The sequence below is a fragment of the Citrobacter sp. Cpo030 genome (genome assembly GCF_030333005.1).
Taxonomy (GTDB): domain Bacteria; phylum Pseudomonadota; class Gammaproteobacteria; order Enterobacterales; family Enterobacteriaceae; genus Citrobacter; species Citrobacter portucalensis.
Window position 1 is genome coordinate 24,949 of the sequence record NZ_JAOWGT010000037.1, and the last position, 18,515, is coordinate 43,463.

Annotated in this window: 15 protein-coding genes and 1 pseudogene; 13 read left to right on the plus strand and 3 right to left on the minus strand. The window is 49.6% G+C overall.

Annotated features, from left to right (window positions below; translation table 11 throughout):
* Nucleotides 1-221 precede the first annotated feature (221 nt).
* A complete protein-coding gene (gene lpcA / locus OGY37_RS01150; protein WP_003031390.1) occupies nucleotides 222-803 on the plus strand; it encodes a D-sedoheptulose 7-phosphate isomerase in 582 nt (193 codons plus the stop codon).
* A gap of 111 nt (nucleotides 804-914) precedes the next feature.
* Entirely contained in the window at nucleotides 915-1,682 is a 768-nt protein-coding gene (locus tag OGY37_RS01155; protein WP_003031388.1) for a class II glutamine amidotransferase, read from the plus strand.
* On the opposite strand, the gene dpaA is transcribed toward OGY37_RS01155, so the two are convergent.
* Nucleotides 1,653-2,393 (minus strand): peptidoglycan meso-diaminopimelic acid protein amidase, encoded by a 741-nt coding sequence (gene dpaA, locus OGY37_RS01160; protein ID WP_003830823.1) that lies wholly within the window; start codon nucleotides 2,391-2,393, stop codon nucleotides 1,653-1,655. The genes OGY37_RS01155 and dpaA overlap by 30 nt on opposite strands.
* A gap of 331 nt (nucleotides 2,394-2,724) precedes the next feature.
* On the opposite strand from dpaA, the gene dinB reads away from it, so the two are divergent.
* Nucleotides 2,725-3,780 carry a DNA polymerase IV gene (gene dinB / locus OGY37_RS01165; protein WP_149385252.1) on the plus strand — a complete coding sequence of 352 codons (1,056 nt, stop codon included), beginning with the start codon at nucleotides 2,725-2,727 and terminating at the stop codon, nucleotides 3,778-3,780.
* Nucleotides 3,781-3,931: 151 nt separating this feature from the next.
* Here the strand turns inward: dinB and pepD are convergent, their stop codons facing one another.
* Nucleotides 3,932-5,389, minus strand: a complete 1,458-nt coding sequence (pepD, locus tag OGY37_RS01170) for a cytosol nonspecific dipeptidase (protein ID WP_174785110.1) — start codon at nucleotides 5,387-5,389, stop codon at nucleotides 3,932-3,934.
* 261 nt (nucleotides 5,390-5,650) lie between these two features.
* On the opposite strand from pepD, the gene gpt reads away from it, so the two are divergent.
* From gpt to crl, 3 genes are all read left to right on the plus strand, one after another.
* Complete coding sequence (gene gpt / locus OGY37_RS01175; RefSeq protein WP_003031380.1) at nucleotides 5,651-6,109, plus strand: xanthine phosphoribosyltransferase; 459 nt, start codon at nucleotides 5,651-5,653, stop codon at nucleotides 6,107-6,109.
* Nucleotides 6,110-6,209: 100 nt separating this feature from the next.
* Complete coding sequence (gene frsA / locus OGY37_RS01180; RefSeq protein ID WP_003830828.1) at nucleotides 6,210-7,454, plus strand: esterase FrsA; 1,245 nt, start codon at nucleotides 6,210-6,212, stop codon at nucleotides 7,452-7,454.
* Nucleotides 7,455-7,511: 57 nt separating this feature from the next.
* Entirely contained in the window at nucleotides 7,512-7,913 is a 402-nt protein-coding gene (gene crl / locus OGY37_RS01185) for a sigma factor-binding protein Crl (RefSeq protein WP_003830830.1), read from the plus strand.
* A 57-nt stretch (nucleotides 7,914-7,970) separates the two neighbouring features.
* Here crl and phoE read toward each other — a convergent pair whose 3' ends face one another.
* Nucleotides 7,971-9,026, minus strand: coding sequence for a phosphoporin PhoE (gene phoE / locus OGY37_RS01190; RefSeq protein ID WP_003830831.1), 1,056 nt, complete (start codon nucleotides 9,024-9,026; stop codon nucleotides 7,971-7,973).
* 289 nt (nucleotides 9,027-9,315) lie between these two features.
* Between phoE and proB the strand changes: the two genes are divergently transcribed.
* The 7 genes and pseudogenes from proB to OGY37_RS01225 all read left to right on the plus strand — a co-directional run.
* Nucleotides 9,316-10,419 (plus strand): glutamate 5-kinase, encoded by a 1,104-nt coding sequence (gene proB / locus OGY37_RS01195; protein ID WP_003031373.1) that lies wholly within the window; start codon nucleotides 9,316-9,318, stop codon nucleotides 10,417-10,419.
* A gap of 11 nt (nucleotides 10,420-10,430) precedes the next feature.
* A complete protein-coding gene (proA, locus tag OGY37_RS01200) occupies nucleotides 10,431-11,681 on the plus strand; it encodes a glutamate-5-semialdehyde dehydrogenase (RefSeq protein ID WP_286619834.1) in 1,251 nt (416 codons plus the stop codon).
* 278 nt (nucleotides 11,682-11,959) lie between these two features.
* Nucleotides 11,960-12,679 (plus strand): Crp/Fnr family transcriptional regulator, encoded by a 720-nt coding sequence (locus tag OGY37_RS01205; protein ID WP_126319150.1) that lies wholly within the window; start codon nucleotides 11,960-11,962, stop codon nucleotides 12,677-12,679.
* 598 nt (nucleotides 12,680-13,277) lie between these two features.
* A complete protein-coding gene (gene ecpA / locus OGY37_RS01210; RefSeq protein ID WP_003830835.1) occupies nucleotides 13,278-13,865 on the plus strand; it encodes a common pilus major fimbrillin subunit EcpA in 588 nt (195 codons plus the stop codon).
* Between the two features lie 52 nt (nucleotides 13,866-13,917).
* A complete protein-coding gene (locus OGY37_RS01215; RefSeq protein ID WP_060682708.1) occupies nucleotides 13,918-14,595 on the plus strand; it encodes an EcpB family pilus assembly chaperone in 678 nt (225 codons plus the stop codon).
* Between the two features lie 58 nt (nucleotides 14,596-14,653).
* Nucleotides 14,654-17,146 carry a CS1-pili formation C-terminal domain-containing protein gene (locus OGY37_RS01220; RefSeq protein WP_286546191.1) on the plus strand — a complete coding sequence of 831 codons (2,493 nt, stop codon included), beginning with the start codon at nucleotides 14,654-14,656 and terminating at the stop codon, nucleotides 17,144-17,146.
* A 4-nt stretch (nucleotides 17,147-17,150) separates the two neighbouring features.
* Nucleotides 17,151-18,437 (plus strand): annotated as a pseudogene (locus tag OGY37_RS01225) (fimbrial adhesin EcpD family protein); the annotation flags it as partial.
* Nucleotides 18,438-18,515 lie beyond the last annotated feature (78 nt).

The window sequence follows — 18,515 nt, forward strand, 5'->3', positions numbered from 1 at the left end:
TTGTAGGAGGTCTGACCACTTGTGATGATATGTTTGTAGTGGATGTAAATTCTTTTAGCAATGTGTTTACAAAATAATTACAACAAAGCTCACATTGTTGCTGTTTTAACCGGCACAAAAAATCAAAAGCGACAGCCATTCCTGTGGCTTGTACTTCTCGCTGGTAGCGCTATCCGGTACACTGCGTCTTGTCATTTACATTCATGCTGAAGGATATCCTCATGTACCAGGATCTTATTCGTAACGAACTGAGCGAAGCGGCGGAAACGCTGGCTAATTTTCTTAAAGATGACGCCAATATTCACGCCATTCAGCGCGCGGCGGTTCTGTTGGCAGACAGCTTTAAAGCGGGCGGTAAGGTGCTTTCTTGCGGTAACGGCGGTTCCCATTGCGACGCGATGCACTTTGCTGAAGAGCTGACCGGACGCTATCGTGAAAACCGTCCTGGTTACCCTGCTATCGCAATCTCTGACGTTAGCCATATCTCCTGCGTCAGCAACGATTTTGGTTACGATTATGTGTTCTCTCGCTACGTAGAAGCCGTGGGTCGTGAAGGTGATGTCCTGTTAGGCATTTCGACTTCGGGTAATTCCGGTAACGTAATTAAAGCGATTGCCGCAGCGCGTGAGAAAGGGATGAAAGTGATCACCCTGACCGGTAAAGATGGCGGCAAAATGGCGGGCAGCGCGGATATCGAAATTCGCGTGCCGCACTTTGGCTACGCTGACCGTATTCAGGAAATTCATATCAAAGTGATCCATATCCTGATCCAGCTGATCGAAAAAGAGATGGTTAAACCATAAGAAGACGATTGCCGGATGGTGGCTGAAGCCTTATCCGGCCTACATGAGCACCACGTAGGCCTGATAAGCGCAGCGCCATCAGGCAGTTCACGGTTTTAAGGTAGGTGATGTATGTGCGAACTGCTCGGGATGAGCGCCAATGTGCCAACCGATATCTGCTTTAGCTTCACTGGGCTGGTTCAGCGCGGCGGAGGGACCGGGCCGCACAAAGACGGCTGGGGTATTACGTTTTATGAAGGTAAGGGCTGCCGTACGTTTAAAGATCCGCAACCTAGCTTTAATTCGCCTATCGCCAAACTGGTACAAGACTACCCCATCAAATCCTGTTCCGTGATTGCCCATATTCGTCAGGCGAACCGTGGCGAAGTGGCGTTGGAAAATACCCATCCCTTTACCCGCGAACTGTGGGGGCGTAACTGGACCTATGCTCATAATGGACAGCTCAGTGGCTATAAATCGCTGGAAACCGGAAATTTCCGCCCGGTCGGGGAAACCGACAGCGAAAAAGCGTTCTGCTGGCTGCTCCACAAGCTGACGGAGCGTTATCCGCGCACGCCTGGCAATATGACGGCAGTGTTTAAATATATCGCGATGCTGGCAGGAGAACTGCGGGAGAAGGGCGTCTTCAACATGCTGTTGTCTGACGGACGCTATGTGATGGCCTTCTGTTCGACCAACCTGTTTTGGATCACGCGTCGTGCGCCGTTTGGCGTGGCGACATTGCTGGATCAGGATGTGGAAATCGATTTTAGCTCAGAGACCACACCCAATGATGTGGTCACCGTGATTGCCACTCAACCGTTAACCGGCAATGAAACCTGGCAAAAGATTATGCCAGGCGAGTGGGCATTATTTTGTCTCGGGGAGCGTGTAGTTTGATGCCAGTTGCGGCTGAACCACTTCGTGACTCAACGGCTTGCTGACGACGTAACGACCATCGACGACGGAGACGGTCGGTGGTTTACGTGTTTGTTCAAAGTAATCGTATCCCGGCTTTAACTGGGCCCAGAAATCTTTGTAATACGAGAACTTATGGCGCTGCATGTTGGCATCGGTCATGCGGAACGGGTAAATGCTAACCTGTACGCTGGACTGCCCGAACACCAGAGCACCGGTCACAAACTGGAAAATCTCATCAATGCCGTTGTCGGTCATTGCGTAGCAGCCGACGGAAACGCAGGCACCGTGGATCATCAGGTATTTACCTTCATAACCGTGTGCGCGGTCGTAGGCATTAGGGAAACCAATGTTAATCGCTTTATAGAAGCGGCTATCTGGTTTCAGCTGTCCACGCTGAACGCTGTAAAATCCTTCCGGACTTTTGAAATCACCCTGACGCTGTTTTGGCCCTAAGCCACCGGAATAATTACAGATCTTATAACTGTCGAGCAATTGATACTGTTCGCCCATCTTGACGTACAGATCCAAGGTTCGCTCTTCTTTGAAGATCTGGATATAAACGGGGGAGCCCATTAATTGCTGCTTATATTCTTTGCTGACAGGCGTAGTCGGGCTGCTGCTGCTCAGCAAACCGGCAAATGAAACGCACGGCAATAAAAGCATCGCAAGAAAAAATGCGATTTTACGCATACTGCTTATTCCTTGATAAAACGATCACACACGCCAGGACGGCAAAAAGAATCCCCAAATCGGATAAATCTGGATCTGGAGCGCTCACATTAGCACCAAGAGAGTTTTTCGCAAGTCTCTCGTGCGGCGTTTACACTTTAGTTTTTCTTTATACGGAAAATTGCGCTTAAAGGCAGTCAGACACTGGCGTATTTTGCTGGTTACTGCGCTTCATTGGGTCTTAATCGTGCTGGATGGATAATGGGTCAGGAACGGCTCAGCATTAGGTACAACCAGACTTCTCACAACATAAAAATACTGTATACTTAAACAGTGATGTGGGAGACAAACGATGCGTAAAATCATACATGTCGATATGGACTGCTTTTTCGCGGCGGTGGAAATGCGCGACAACCCCGCCCTGCGTGATATTCCCATTGCTATTGGCGGCAGTCGAGAACGTCGGGGGGTCATCAGCACGGCCAATTACCCGGCGCGCAAATTTGGCGTGCGTAGCGCAATGCCAACTGGAATGGCATTAAAGCTGTGTCCGCATCTCACTTTATTACCTGGTCGTTACGAGGCCTATAAAGAAGCCTCCCGCCAGATTCAGGCTATTTTCTCCCGCTATACCTCGCTGATAGAACCACTTTCGCTGGATGAAGCCTATCTGGATGTGACCGACAGCACCTACTGCCACGGCTCAGCTACGCTGATCGCTCAGGAAATCCGCCAGACAATTTTTAACGAGTTACAGTTAACCGCCTCTGCCGGAATTGCGCCGGTAAAATTTCTGGCAAAAATAGCTTCCGATCTCAACAAACCCAATGGGCAATATGTGATTACCCCTGCCGATGTTCCTGAATTTCTCAGAACATTACCGTTAGGCAAAATTCCCGGCGTTGGCAAAGTCTCCGCCGCTAAGCTGGAATCAATGGGATTACGTACCTGCGAAGATGTTCAAAAATACGACCTGGCAATGCTGCTCAAACGCTTCGGCAAGTTTGGTCGCGTGCTGTGGGAGCGCAGTCAGGGGATTGACGAACGGGACGTTAACAATGACAGGCTGCGTAAATCCGTCGGTGTGGAGCGTACGCTGGCGGAAGATATTCACGAGTGGTCGGAGTGTGAGGCGATAATAGAACGGCTCTATCCCGAACTGGAACGGCGTCTGGCAAAGGTTAAACCGGATCTGCTGATCGCTCGCCAGGGGATAAAACTCAAGTTTAATGATTTTCAGCAGACTACGCAGGAGCACGTCTGGCCGCGCTTAAATAAAGATGACTTAATTACGACAGCGCGCAAGACCTGGGACGAGCGTAGGGGAGGGCGAGGCGTCAGGCTGGTGGGATTACACGTCACGCTGCTGGATCCACAAATGGAAAGACAGCTACTGTTGGGGCTGTGACTCAGAACAATTGCCGGATGTCGACGTAAACGCCTTATCCGGCCTACAAACCAGCGTACAGGCCAGATGGCTACGTAACAACTTTATCCGGCCTACAAATCAGCATGTAGGCCAGATAAACGTAGCGTCATCCGACATTTAGCGCAGAATCTTACTTCGCCGGAATAGACTTCAGCAGTTCAGTCAGCAGCGTCCAGTAATGGCCGACGCTTTCGATATGAACCTGCTCATCCGGGGAGTGTGGACCGGTGATAGTTGGCCCGATGGAAACCATGTCCATATCTGGATACGGTTTCTTGAACAGGCCACATTCCAGACCAGCGTGGATGATCTGGATGTTCGGCGTTTTATTGAACAGACGCTGATAGGTTTCACGAACCAGGTGCATAACCGGAGAGTTAGCATCCGGCTGCCAGCCTGGGTATCCGCCTTTTGCCTGGGTTTTCGCGCCAGCCAGTTTACCCAGTGAATCCAGCATGCTCACCACGTAGTCTTTACCGCTGTCGATCAGGGAACGGATCAGGCAGTGAATTTCAACGTTGTCGTCAGTCATGGTGACAACACCGACGTTCAGAGAGGTCTCTACCACGCCTTTGGCGACGTCAGAGTTGCGGATTACACCGTTCGGGGTGGCGTTCAGCAGACGCACAAAGCTGTCGCGAGACTGAGCGGTCAGCGCGGCTTTGTCTTGAGTTACGGCATCCAGCAGCAGAGCCAGGTTCTTCTCTTTGGCTTCCAGTTCGTTTTTCAGGATTTCCTGATAGGTGTTGACCAGCGCTTTTAACGCATCAACTTTATCTGCAGCCACGGCGAGGGTGGCAAAGGCTTCACGCGGAATCGCGTTACGCAGCGTACCGCCGTTGAAATCAACCAGACGCAGATCCAGCTCTTCAGCGTGGCCCGCCAGGAAGCGTACCAGCAGTTTGTTCGCGTTACCGAGACCCACGTGGATTTCGCCGCCGGAGTGACCGCCTTTCAGGCCTTTTAACGTCAGCTTAAAGCTCTGGAATCCAGCCGGGATTGCTTCACGGGACAGCGGCAGGTTAGAGGTAAAGTCGATACCGCCTGCGCAACCCATGTAGATCTCACCTTCTTCTTCTGAGTCGGTGTTGATCAGGATATCTGCCTGCAGCCAGTTAGCCTGCAGACCAAACGCGCCATCCATACCCGCTTCTTCGGTCATGGTCAGCAGCACTTCCAGCGGCCCGTGTACCACGCTGTCATCAGCCAGAACGGCCAGCGCAGACGCCATACCGATGCCGTTATCCGCACCCAGCGTGGTGCCACGGGCTTTCACCCATTCGCCGTCAATATAAGGCTGGATAGGATCTTTAGTGAAGTCGTGCACGGTGTCGTTGTTTTTCTGCGGGACCATATCCAGGTGCGCCTGCAGAACGACCGACTTGCGGTTTTCCATGCCTGCGGTAGCGGGTTTGCGAATCAGGATATTACCGACTTGATCGCGCTCGACGTGGAAACCTTTCTCTTGGGCCCAGCTCAGAATGTGTTCAGCGAGCTGCTCTTCATGATAGGACGGATGAGGAATAGAACAGATTTTGGCAAAAATATCCCATAGCGGTTGCGGGGATAATTGAGACAGTTCAGACACGTTGAGTCTCCTTGGCGATGTCCTACAAAACTTGCTTGCAGGCCACGGGGTTAGCAGAATTAAAAACACCACAAGTCAGGCTTGCGCGATGCGATTGAGAATACCACTTTCTCCGCTGACGGCTAGCATAAAGCATGCAAAAAGAGGCGCGGATTCCGCGAAACACTGGTTTTTAGTGCGTCAGATCTCTATAATCTCGCGCAACCTATTTCCCCCTCGAACACTTTTTAAGCCGTAGATAAACAGGCTGGGACACTTCACATGAGCGAAAAATACGTCGTCACCTGGGACATGTTGCAGATCCATGCACGTAAACTGGCAAGCCGCCTGATGCCTTCTGAACAATGGAAAGGCATTATTGCCGTTAGCCGTGGTGGTCTGGTGCCGGGCGCATTGCTGGCGCGTGAATTGGGTATTCGTCATGTCGATACCGTATGCATCTCCAGCTACGATCACGACAACCAGCGCGAACTGAAAGTGCTGAAGCGTGCCGAAGGCGACGGTGAAGGTTTCATCGTAATCGATGACCTGGTTGACACCGGTGGGACCGCCGTTGCGATCCGCGAAATGTATCCTAAAGCGCATTTCGTCACTATCTTCGCTAAGCCGGCTGGTCGCCCGCTGGTGAATGATTATGTTGTTGATATCCCTCAGGATACCTGGATTGAGCAGCCGTGGGATATGGGCGTGGTGTTCGTCCCGCCGATCTCAGGTCGCTAATCTAAAAAGTTTTCAACGCCTGGCCTTTGCCGGGCGTTGTTCTTTTTGTGCTGTGTCAGGTTACACTATGCCTTAGTGAGTACTCATGGAGGCTGCAATCATGTCACAGGCTAACCTCAGCGAAGTCCTGTTTAAACCCCGCTTCAAACACCCTGAAACGTCAACACTGGTTCGTCGTTTTAATCACGGCGCGCAGCCGTCCGTACAATCTGCCCTGGATGGCAAAACCATTCCGCACTGGTATCGCATGGTGAATCGCCTGATGTGGATCTGGCGCGGCGTCGACCCGCGTGAAATCCTTGAGGTGCAGGCACGTATCGTGATGAGCGAAGCCGAGCGTACAGATAAAGAACTCTACGATACGGTTATCGGCTATCGCGGTGGGAACTGGATCTATGAGTGGGCGAAGCAGGCGATGGACTGGCAACAGAAAGCGTCTATGGAAGAGGATCCGCAAGTGAGCGGACGTCACTGGCTGCATGCGTCTACGTTGTACAACATTGCCGCTTACCCACACCTGAAAGGCGATGAGCTGGCAGAGCAGGCACAGGCTTTAGCCAATCGCGCCTATGAAGAGGCCGCACAGCGATTGCCGGGCACGCTGCGTGAGATGGAGTTTGCTGTTACCGGCGGTGCGCCGATCACCGGCTTCTTACATATGCCAAAAGGCGACGGTCCGTTCCCGACGGTGCTGATGTGCGGTGGCCTCGATTCCATGCAAACGGATTATTACAGTCTGTATGAGCGCTACTTTGCCCCGCGCGGTATTGCCATGCTGACGCTGGATATGCCGTCGGTCGGGTTCTCGTCAAAATGGAAACTGACTCAGGATTCCAGCCTGCTGCATCAGCATGTATTAAAAGCGCTGCCTAATGTTCCCTGGGTGGATCACACCCGCGTGGCGGCCTTCGGTTTCCGCTTTGGCGCTAACGTAGCGGTACGTCTGGCGTATCTGGAATCATCGCGTCTGAAGGCGGTGGCCTGTCTGGGGCCAGTGGTTCATGCGCTGCTTAGCGACCCGCAGCGTCAGGCGAGCGTCCCGGAAATGTACCTTGATGTACTGGCTAGCCGCCTGGGGATGCATGACGCCTCCGATGAAGCGCTGCGCGTTGAGCTAAATCGCTATTCATTAAAAGTGCAGGGCCTGCTGGGGCGACGCTGCCCGACGCCAATGCTCTCGGGATTCTGGAAGAACGATCCGTTTAGTCCGGAAGAAGAGTCACGTTTAATCACATCTTCATCTTCAGACGGTAAGCTACTGGAGATCCCCTTCAACCCGGTGTATCGCAATTTTGACAAAGGGCTGCAGGAAATAACCGGTTGGATCAATCAGAGATTGTGTTAAAAGTTTGCTAAATTTTATCGATTTGGTAAAACAGGTGCTTCACCTAAGGAGATCGTAATGACGTTACCGAGTGGGCATCCGAAAAGTAGATTGATCAAGAAATTCACCGCGCTTGGCCCGTATATCCGGGAAGGGCAGTGCGAAGATAATCGATTTTTTTTCGATTGTCTGGCTGTTTGCGTCAACGTAAAACCCGCCCCTGAGAAACGCGAGTTCTGGGGCTGGTGGATGGAACTGGAGGCGCAGGAAAAACGCTTCACGTACAGCTATCAGTTTGGTTTGTTTGATAAAGACGGTAACTGGACGGCGGTGCCGGTGAAAGAGACTGAAGTGGTAGAGCGACTGGAATACACCTTACGTGAATTCCATGAAAAATTACGTGGCTTGTTAACGACGCTGAATCTGGCGCTGGAACCTGCTGACGGCTTTAAGGATGAACCGGTTAAGTTAACGGCATAATGAACAGTGAAATGCCGGATGGCGGCGCAACCCCATCCGGCATTTTTTTATGCTATATCAAAACTGGTAGACCATACCCACCGCAACGATGTCATCATCGTTGATGCCCAGTTTATTATCGCTATCCAGCTGGTTGATTTTATAGTCAACAAACGCGGACATATTTTTGTTGAAATAATATGTTGCGCCCACGTCGATATAATTCACCAGGTCTTCATTGCCGACGCCTTCAATATCTTTCCCTTTAGAAAGTACATAACCCAGTGACGGACGCAGACCAAAGTCAAACTGGTACTGAACAACCGCTTCGAAGTTCTGTGTTTTATTGGCGAAGCCGCCGGAAATTGGCGTCATATTGCGTGTTTCAGAATAGAACGTCGCAATATAAATATCGTTAGCATCATATTTTAAGCCGGTCGCCCAGGCTTCAGCTTTATCACCCGTACCACGAGTTTGCAGATTCTGCTGGTTGGTACGATCGGAGTTGGTATAAGCGCCGCTCACCGCGAAATCGCTGCCGCCAAAGTCATAGGTAACGGAAGTACCAAAACCGTCGCCGTTCTGTTTTTTCACATCACGATCCTGGTTTTTACCCTGGTATTGCAGGGTCAGATCCAGGCCATCCACGACGCCGAAAAAGTCGGTGTTACGGTAAGTTGCCAGACCACTGGCGCGTTTGGTCATAAAGTTATCGGTCTGTGCGGAGGAGTCACCACCGAATTCCGGGAACATATCGGTCCAGGCTTCCACGTCATACAGCGCGCCCAGGTTACGACCATAATCAAACGAGCCAAAATCTTTTAATTTCACACCGGCGAAGGCCAGACGTGTTTTTTGTTGGTTAGAGTCGCTTTCAGCTTTATTGCCGGCAAACTCTGCTTCCCAACGACCATAACCGGTTAGTTGATCGTTAATTTGCGTTTCGCCTTTAAAACCTAAACGGATATAGCTTTGGTCACCATCTTTGCTGTCATAATCCGTCATGTAATGCATGGCTTTTACTTTGCCGTACAAGTCTAGCTTATTACCATTCTTGTTATACACTTCCGCCGCCTGTACGGATGCTGACGCAACAATTCCCATCACCACTAATGCCAGAGTGCTCTTTTTCATTTTCATTCCTGATTAAAAGTACGCGCTAATATTCACTGGGTGTGATCCCCGTTAAAAGACAGGAGGGTTTTTAACGTCTGGCAATGAACGTTTTATGACAAAGTAAGAATATTTTTAAAAAAGGATGTTTTTATGTTTCTGTAATAAATGCGTCAAAATCTGCCGCTACGCTTGCTGATCCTGCGCAATAAAATTTCATGCTTTGTGCGCTGGTTGTTGGCAACCGGGGCCAGTCCTGCTAAAACGTTCGTTTGATATCATTTTCCCCAATTTTGAATGGCAGAGAATCATGAGTGACAGCCAGACGCTGGTGGTAAAACTTGGCACCAGTGTGTTAACGGGCGGATCCCGCCGCCTGAACCGCGCCCACATCGTAGAACTGGTTCGCCAGTGCGCGCAGCTCCATGCCGCAGGGCATCGTATTGTTATCGTTACCTCTGGTGCGATTGCCGCCGGACGTGAGCATCTTGGTTACCCGGAGCTCCCGGCAACGATAGCTTCGAAACAGCTGTTGGCGGCGGTCGGGCAAAGCCGACTGATTCAACTGTGGGAACAGCTGTTCTCGATCTACGGTATTCATATCGGGCAGATGCTGCTGACGCGTGCAGATATGGAAGACAGAGAGCGCTTCCTCAATGCCCGCGATACGCTCCGCGCGCTGCTGGATAACAACATTGTTCCTGTCATTAATGAGAATGACGCCGTAGCGACCGCTGAGATTAAAGTCGGCGATAACGACAACCTCTCCGCGCTGGCGGCAATTCTGGCTGGAGCCGATAAGCTGCTGCTGTTGACCGATCAGCAGGGGCTGTTCACCGCCGATCCACGCACCAACCCACAGGCTGAGCTGATTAAAGACGTACACGGCATTGATGATGCGTTGCGCGCCATTGCCGGGGATAGCGTCTCAGGTCTGGGAACCGGCGGCATGGGCACAAAACTGCAGGCCGCCGATGTCGCGTGCCGCGCCGGGATTGACACCATTATTGCCGCAGGCAGCAAGCCGGGCGTGATTGGCGACGTGATGGAAGGCGTTTCCGTTGGGACGCGTTTTCATGCTCAGGCCTCTCCGCTGGAGAACCGTAAACGCTGGATCTTTGGCGCGCCGCCTGCCGGGGAGATTACCGTCGATGAGGGCGCGACCGCAGCAATTCTGGAACGCGGCAGCTCATTACTGCCAAAAGGCATTAAAAGCGTGACAGGTAACTTTTCTCGTGGTGAAGTGATCCGCATCTGCAATCTCGAAGGGCGCGATATTGCCCACGGCGTCACCCGCTATAACAGCGACGCGCTGCGCCGTATTGCCGGACATCACTCACAACAGATCGACACCATCCTGGGCTACGAATACGGTCCGGTTGCTGTCCATCGCGACGACATGATCACCCGTTAAGGAACAGGCATATGCTGGAACAAATGGGCATTGCTGCCAAAGCCGCGTCATACAAGCTGGCGCTGCTCTCCAGTCGCGAAAAAAATCGCGTACTGGAAACCATTGCTGATGAGCTGGAAGCGCAAACGGAAAGCATCCTCAGCGCGAACATACAAGATGTTGAGCAGGCGCGAGCCAACGGCCTGAGCGAAGCGATGCTCGACCGCCTGGCGCTGACGCCGGCGCGTCTGAAAGCGATTGCTGACGATGTGCGCCAGGTCTGTAATCTTGCCGACCCGGTAGGGCAGGTGATTGACGGCGGCCTGCTGGATAGCGGTCTGCGTCTTGAGCGTCGTCGCGTCCCGCTGGGCGTGATTGGCGTGATTTATGAAGCGCGTCCAAACGTCACCGTTGACGTTGCCTCCCTGTGCCTGAAAACCGGCAATGCGGCGATCCTGCGCGGTGGGAAAGAGACCTACCGGACGAACGCCGCCACCGTGGCGGTTATCCAAAAGGCGCTGGAAGCCTGCGGTTTACCCGCGGCTGCCGTACAGTCGATTGATAACCCGGACCGCGCGCTGGTCGCTGAGATGCTGCGGATGGATAAGTACATCGATATGCTGATCCCTCGCGGTGGCGCGGGCCTGCACAAGCTGTGCCGTGAGCAGTCGACTATCCCGGTCATCACCGGCGGCATTGGCGTATGTCATATTTATGTTGATGATACCGCGGAGATCGCCCCGGCCCTGAAGATTATCGTCAATGCCAAAACCCAGCGCCCGAGCACCTGCAACACCGTAGAAACTCTGCTGGTGCATCAGGATATTGCTGAGCGTTTTCTGCCTGCGTTAAGCCAAAAGATGGCGGATAGCGGTGTTACGCTGCACGGTGATGAAATCGTGATGCAGGTACTGCATGGCCCTGCCAAACTGGTGTCACTGAAACCGGAAGAGCTGGATAACGAGTTTCTGTCTCTGGATCTGAATGTTGTGGTGGTCGAAAATATGGATGGCGCTATCGCCCATATTCGCGAACACGGCACCCAGCACTCGGACGCCATACTGACGCGCACGCTCAGCAACGCCAACCGTTTCGTGAATGAAGTGGACTCTTCTGCCGTGTATGTAAACGCCTCTACTCGTTTTACCGATGGCGGCCAGTTCGGACTGGGTGCGGAAGTGGCGGTGAGCACGCAAAAACTGCACGCACGTGGCCCAATGGGACTGGAAGCACTGACCACATATAAGTGGATTGGCTTCGGTGACGACACGGTTCGTGCATAATTGAAACTGGGTGATGCAATAATAGCCATCTGATTTAAAAGGCTATTAAGGCATCACCCAGTTAATTCTAACCTTCATCCCGCTGCCGTATTTTTTATCCTGCGTTTTTAACATCATCCGCACCAGTCTGGTTCTGACCTATGCATTCTCTGGCGCCAGAAAGGCGGCGTATCACAGAATTTTCCCTGCCTGCATGAATTTTCCTGGTCTTCGTTTCACGTATTGTTCCTATGGCCCGATCTATTAGAATCAATCTCATTTTTATGAGGAGTTGTTGCGTGAAATCGGATATTCACAAACTTAGCATTCCTGTTGTGCCGCTTGGCAACCCGTTTCCTCCCCGTCATTGTTCGCTGTGCCCAAAGGGAGCGGCGATTGATCGTAATAATCAATACAAATTAATAGACAAAAGAAGGCGGTTTAAAGCTGGGGAGATACTCGCCCGACAGGATGAAACCGCAGATATGCTTTTTGTTATCCATGAGGGGTACTGCAAGTCCAGCGTGGAATGTGGCGATAACGTTTTTATCAGCCGCTTTTATGTTCCGGGAGATATCATGGCGCTGGATGCTGTCGAAGGGGGGAAGTACCTGACAACGATTAAGGCGGCAACGGCTGCGGAGGTTTGCCACATTGATATTGCGCGGTTGTTCAAGGTAGCAGAGAAGGAGCCTTCGGTTGCTGCCGCAGTCATCAAGTTTCTCTGCAGGGACAATGGATTCATTGTTGAAAAACTGCGGCGCTATGCGAATAAACATGCTGAGGCTAGGATCGCGGCTTTCCTGGTGGAATTTTACGAGATGCATTTGCGCATCGGCAGGCCAGAAACGACGCTTCGCTTGCCATTTTCTCGGGACGAAATTGCCAGTTATCTCGATCTTAAAATTGAAACCGTTAGCCGCTCATTAAAATCACTTGAACAGCAGAATCTGATTACCTTACATAGGGTACGTACCGTAACAATTAATAGTTATCTTGGTTTAAAACGTTTTATCTAATTTTCTATTTAACGATAATCATTATCTCTCCTGATAAGCCAGGAATATTCATTTTATATGGAAAATTCCTGGTTTTAATTTTGTCAAATAATTATCAATTAGAATGTGGTTTCTGTAGGTGAATGATTTTTTTATAAGAATATTCCCGCGCAAATGGATATATCATAAGAATTTTCTTGCGGCGTTAAAAATTTAGCATAATTGCAACAAATAATAAGCATTATAGAGAAACTATGGAGGTGTTAATTATCTTTATGTTTTGTAAGGGTTTTGCTCTCGTGGTATTTGTATGATCTTTTTGATATTTATCAAAAACATAAAAAAGATGAATTGTTTGATTTGCATTATTTATTTGGGTGATAGTTCTGATTCACGGTGTTATTTAAGTAAATTAAACTTAGGAAACTTCTTAGATTATCGTTTTAGTGGGAAAATTCTTAGTCTTTTTGTAATTTTTGCGTTTCAGGGTTTGTTGAGATGTTACTTAATTCAAATGATAATTTTTGGGCGCGGCAATTCTGGCTCGCAATTAATGGAACCGCTGGAGTGACTTAATAATAAGACTCGGTGGTGAGTATGTTCTTAGGAGAAGATAAAAATGAAAAAATTATTATTAGTGACCTCTCTGGCGTCTGTATTTGTTGCGGCAAATGCAATGGCAGATGTCACTGCTTCTGCAACGGCCTCGTGGGACGCGACGGCAACAAAAGATACCACCAGCATGTTGGTCGTCACTCCGTTGAACTCTTTGACTTTCCAGTATGCGGAAGGTCTTAATGGCTTCAACTCCCAGGATGGCGCGTTTGATGTGACTATTCAGGGCCAGGAAACGGCAACTGATTTTGAACTGACCGCTCAGATTATTAGCAATACTCTGACCAACGCCAGTGGCGATGCGTCTACCCTGAACGTAGGGGTGGCATGGAATGGCACCGCGTTGACTAATTCATCAGATACTGTCCTGGTAAATTCCAGCTCGACTTCTGGTCTTGAAAGCCTGATGGCTGATGGCGCTTACAACGGTGCTGATCGCGTCAGCGATCAATCTAACTTCAAATTCACCATTGCGTCTGCGACTTCTGATGGTAGCACGCCGGTAACGGATTACTCTGCACTGCCAGACGGCTATTGGACTGGTGATGTAAAAGTACAGTTCAATGCAACCTGGACGACTCCGTCCGCCTAATAAATAAAAGTTCGGGAGGAGAAATTCTCCCGAATTTATCAGGAATGGTGTCATGAATAAATATTTACCGGCAGCAATGTTGGTAGGGTTGGTAATCTCTTTTTCCAGCTGGGCAATTAACGTCGGTGATATCACGTCGATAATGACTTCTACTGAGAGTTCATTATCGAAAGAAATCACTAATACGACAGATTCGGCTCGTTATGTCAGCGTATCGGTAAAACAACTGTCATCACCTTTAGCGGGCGGAGTCGAAATAAAACCCGTTAATTCCGGGGAATTACTCTCTACGCCTGCCAATCTAATTCTGCCTGGTCAGGCAAAGGATGTTTTTCGCTTCTTTTATAAAGGGCCAGTTGATGATGTCGAGCGTTATTATCGTCTGCAATGGATAGATGAGCCGGTCACCGAGAGCGCGGAAACCCGGGCCAATAAATTGGCTGTTGCGACAGCGTCAGCAGAAATTGGCACGATTTTGGTCGTTGCGCCGCGAAAAGAGCGTTTTGAATATAACCGTAATGGTGATGTTATTAGCAATACTGGCAATGTTTCATTTCGAGTAATCGCCTATGGAGCTTGCAAAGATAATGCTCGCGATCAGGGACGGGGCTGTCGTGAACGTTATTACATTATGCCAGGTACAAAAATAAAACTGCAGTTCACCGACATTAGTAATAGCCGCTCACGCATCGGTATCTGGCACGGTAAGCAGTTTATTACAGTGAAGTGATGGTCAATAGCAGCCATCTGTACGGGATAAATAAAAATACCGGATTGTAAGGATGCATATGACAACAACATATATTGTTGGCGGTAGCATTTGTCTTTTTCTTGCGCTGACACCAGGAACTTCACATGCAGCCCCAGTAAAAGTGGGTAATTACGTTATTCCCAGTGCTTTCGCCCGTTCACTGGAGCAGGGAATGACGGTGCCGGTATATATACGTTACAACGAGACTGATGAGAAAAGTCAGCAAAAAATTGCCGATGCGGTGATTTCGCTTGTTGATGGCAATATTACAGTTAAAGCACTGACTCTTGCTGAATTGCCCAATAATGCTGTGTTATCCGAGAAAACCCGCGCGTTAGTGGAAAAAATCCGTGATGTAAAGTTTCACGATAATACGAATATTGAACTGTCAGATGATGCTCGACTGCAACTTAATGTCTCATCATTTCACCTGGAGATGATTGTCAGCAAAGATGCGTTAACTGAAGCGATTGTCGCGCGCAGTAGCTTGCTTGGACCTTCCAGCGTTGAAACTCTGTCTAACGTCCTGAACTACAACTTTGGTACCTACTACAACGATTACCGAAATGGCAGCAGTACCCGCAGCTATCTGACGATGGACAATACAACATCGCTGCGGGAGCACCACATTAATGTTAACGGTTCGTTTTACGGCATCGGTGACAGCAATGGTACCAGTAAACTTTATCGTGCGATGTATGAGCGCGATTATGAAGGGTATCGACTGGCGCTGGGGATGCTTGATACATGGAATGTCCAGTCTATTGCCAGCCTGAATGCGCTGAATGGTGGGAAAATTTACGGTGTGAGCTACGGGAACAAAGGAAGTACGGTTGTTGAGAATACCGCGCTTTCACTCACGCCGATTACCGTATTTTTGCCAGCCGCTGGTGAGGTTCATGTCTTCCGCGATGGACGTTTACTCAGCGTGCAGAACTTTAATATGGGCAGCTATGAAATTGATACCAGTCGCTTTCCGTATGGTGTTTACGACGTCACGGTAGATATCGTGGTCAATGGGCGGACAATTAATAGTCGTGTCAGCCGGGTTAATAAGATCTTCGCTCGCCAACAAGCTGCTGGAGTTGATCAGCTCTCGTGGCAGTTTTTTGGTGGTTCGCTGGATTATGATCGGGTGAGCTATAAGCGTAACCACTATCAGGATTTGGGTAATGAGCAGACCTGGATTGCCGGGGGGGCCGCATCGGTGACGCTGGCGATATTGTCGGGGCTGGGCCTGAAATCAACGATCTACGGTTTTGACAACAATGCGGTTAATGAAACGGATGTCACGCTGAATGTGAATGAATACGTCAGTATTGGCAATCAGATGTTGGTAGCGAACGATTCATCATGGCGAAACATCAGTAACATCAATCTCAATGTCCCTGAGGGATATGGTTCCCTTTGGGCATCTCGTGAAGACAGTAAAATTGGCGATCGCTTGCCCATGCAGGAACGTGATAACTATTCCATTGGCGGAACTCTTAACCTTGGAAAGTTTATTCCTCATGGCGGCTCGCTCACCGTGAGCCAGACGGAGAATCGTTACTCAGGCAATAAATACCGTAATCTGGATTACAACACGACCCTTTATTCAGGCAGGTATGCCACGGTTGGGTTGCGTGCAGGTATTCAGCGTTATTACTACAACAACCGAAATGACGATGGGCGACAGGAACGTTATGTCAGCCTGGACTTATCGTTGCCGTTGGCGACCTGGTTGAGCATGGGCGTCTCCCGAGATCGCTATGGTAGTACCCAGGGTAATCTCAGTGCACGAAAACAGTATGCTGAAGGGCCGATTAAATCGGTCGGATTATCGGCATCAACGCGTCTGAGCGGCGAACAGTATTATGACAATAATTATTCGGTAAACGGCAATTTGAGTTATGACACGAAATATAACGCCGGCACCGTATCGGTAACGCGTTCTGCTGACAACTCCACCAATATGAACTTCTCTTCCCAAGGTTCTCTGGCGTGGGCTGGTAAAGACTTCGGTCTGAGTAAAGAGAGGCAGCGTTCTGGCGTTATCGTAAAAACAGATTTGACCGGCGAGGGGAAACTGGCTGCGAAGATTAATAACCGCAATTATCTTCTCAGCGGTAAATCAAATTTCATTGCACTGCCACCCTATGCTCAGTACAAGCTGGAAATCCTCAATGATAAAAATTCTGAGGACAGCTTCGATATTGTTTCAGGACGCAAACAGGAGTTGACGCTATATCCGGGTAACGTGGGTGTTATCAACCCTGAAGTGAAAAGCATGGTCACCGTATTCGGTCGCATTCGTTATCCCGATGGACAATTGGCTGCAAATACCGATATCCATAACCACATCGGTAAAACGCGTACGGATGAAAAGGGTGAGTTTGCTATCGATATCGATAAAAAGTATCCGGTTATTACGTTAATTTCTGCCAACGGCAGGGTATGTGAAGCCGATCTTGATTTGGAAAAAGCACGCGGTGCAGCGTGGGTTGGTGATGTGAAATGTGCAACGCAAACCACGATGGCACAGAGGTAATAAAATGAAAGTATTGATTAAATTAGCTACTGTAATCTGTGCCGTAGGGAGTTTTTCACCTGTGCCTGCGTTGGCGTTGAATGCAATCTCTTCGGGATCAGTCAGTAATAACTATTTGTTTATCGAAAATGCCATTGATAGTGAATACTTTATTACCCCATCGGCACTTGATCCGCGTTTCAGCGGGTCAAATACGTGGATAAAATACGGTACCTCTCAGGTCAGTCTCGGGTATTTAGGTTTTGTCGGCTGGACTGCGCCTGGATATTATTATCAGGACATGTGGATTGATAACTCCCCGATTAACGGGCCTTTCCGGGGAATCCGTTGTTATAGTGGCACTCAATGCCCATCAACCGGGTTTATTGCCGGATTGGGCACTGACAAAAACGGTTTTTATCATGCGCAGGTCGGCTCTGTCGCAGGCGTTATTGGTGGCGCCTACGGATTCGCTTCCCTGACCGATACTGCTTATGAGTACTTCCGCAATGTGCCAACCGGTAGCAGCGAAACCTATGTGTTCAACCGCTGTTATACTTCTGTAAATTATGATTATTCTTCCGGGAAACGGTGCAAAGACCAATCGACAGGATCATGGAATTACGTCAATTACACGTTAACTAAACGCGGTCATCTGTCACTTGTCTCTACTAACGCATTTCAGGAGCTTTGGGTTGCCAGCGATGGTACGCCGAGCATCACCAAAGACTCTGGTTATTGTGAACTTGGCGTGGTGGGCGGTACTGACGGTGTGATTTGCAAAATGGTGAGCTATAACTTGCAACAAACGGCCAATCTGACCGCCTCCTTGACGTTTCGCGCTTTTGTCGACACGGCGATGCTTGGTTTTACGCCCGGAGCGGCCACCGTGAAATACTCTGGAAATGGTTCAAACTGGTATAACTATGGTACTTCAACTGCTTATTACAACGTTTTTACGACATCTGGAGAATACATTTATATTTTTCTGTCAAAAGCATTTTTGAAGAAGCTTGTTGATTCAGGGATCAGCATTACCAACAGTCAGCCGTTTACCTTCGGTTTTTATAATGGCTTAACACCAGAGTCAGGACACTACCAGTTTACCCCTTCGCTACAGCTCAATATTGTGCCAAAGGAATATGGGATCAGTATTATCTCATCGGATAACAGCACCTCGGCAAGCGGCAGCGGCACAATTGGCGAGACTGCTCCGATTGAGATGGATTACACCGTGACGGTTTCGGGGCCTCGTCAGGCTGATAGCATTACCGCACAAGTTATTGGGGAAAGTACGACGATAAACAATGTGTGAATCGCCACGGGTTTAACAGACACCTCAGAGTCATTTAAGATGGCTTAAAGAGAGGTGCCCATGAGCGGTAAGCGT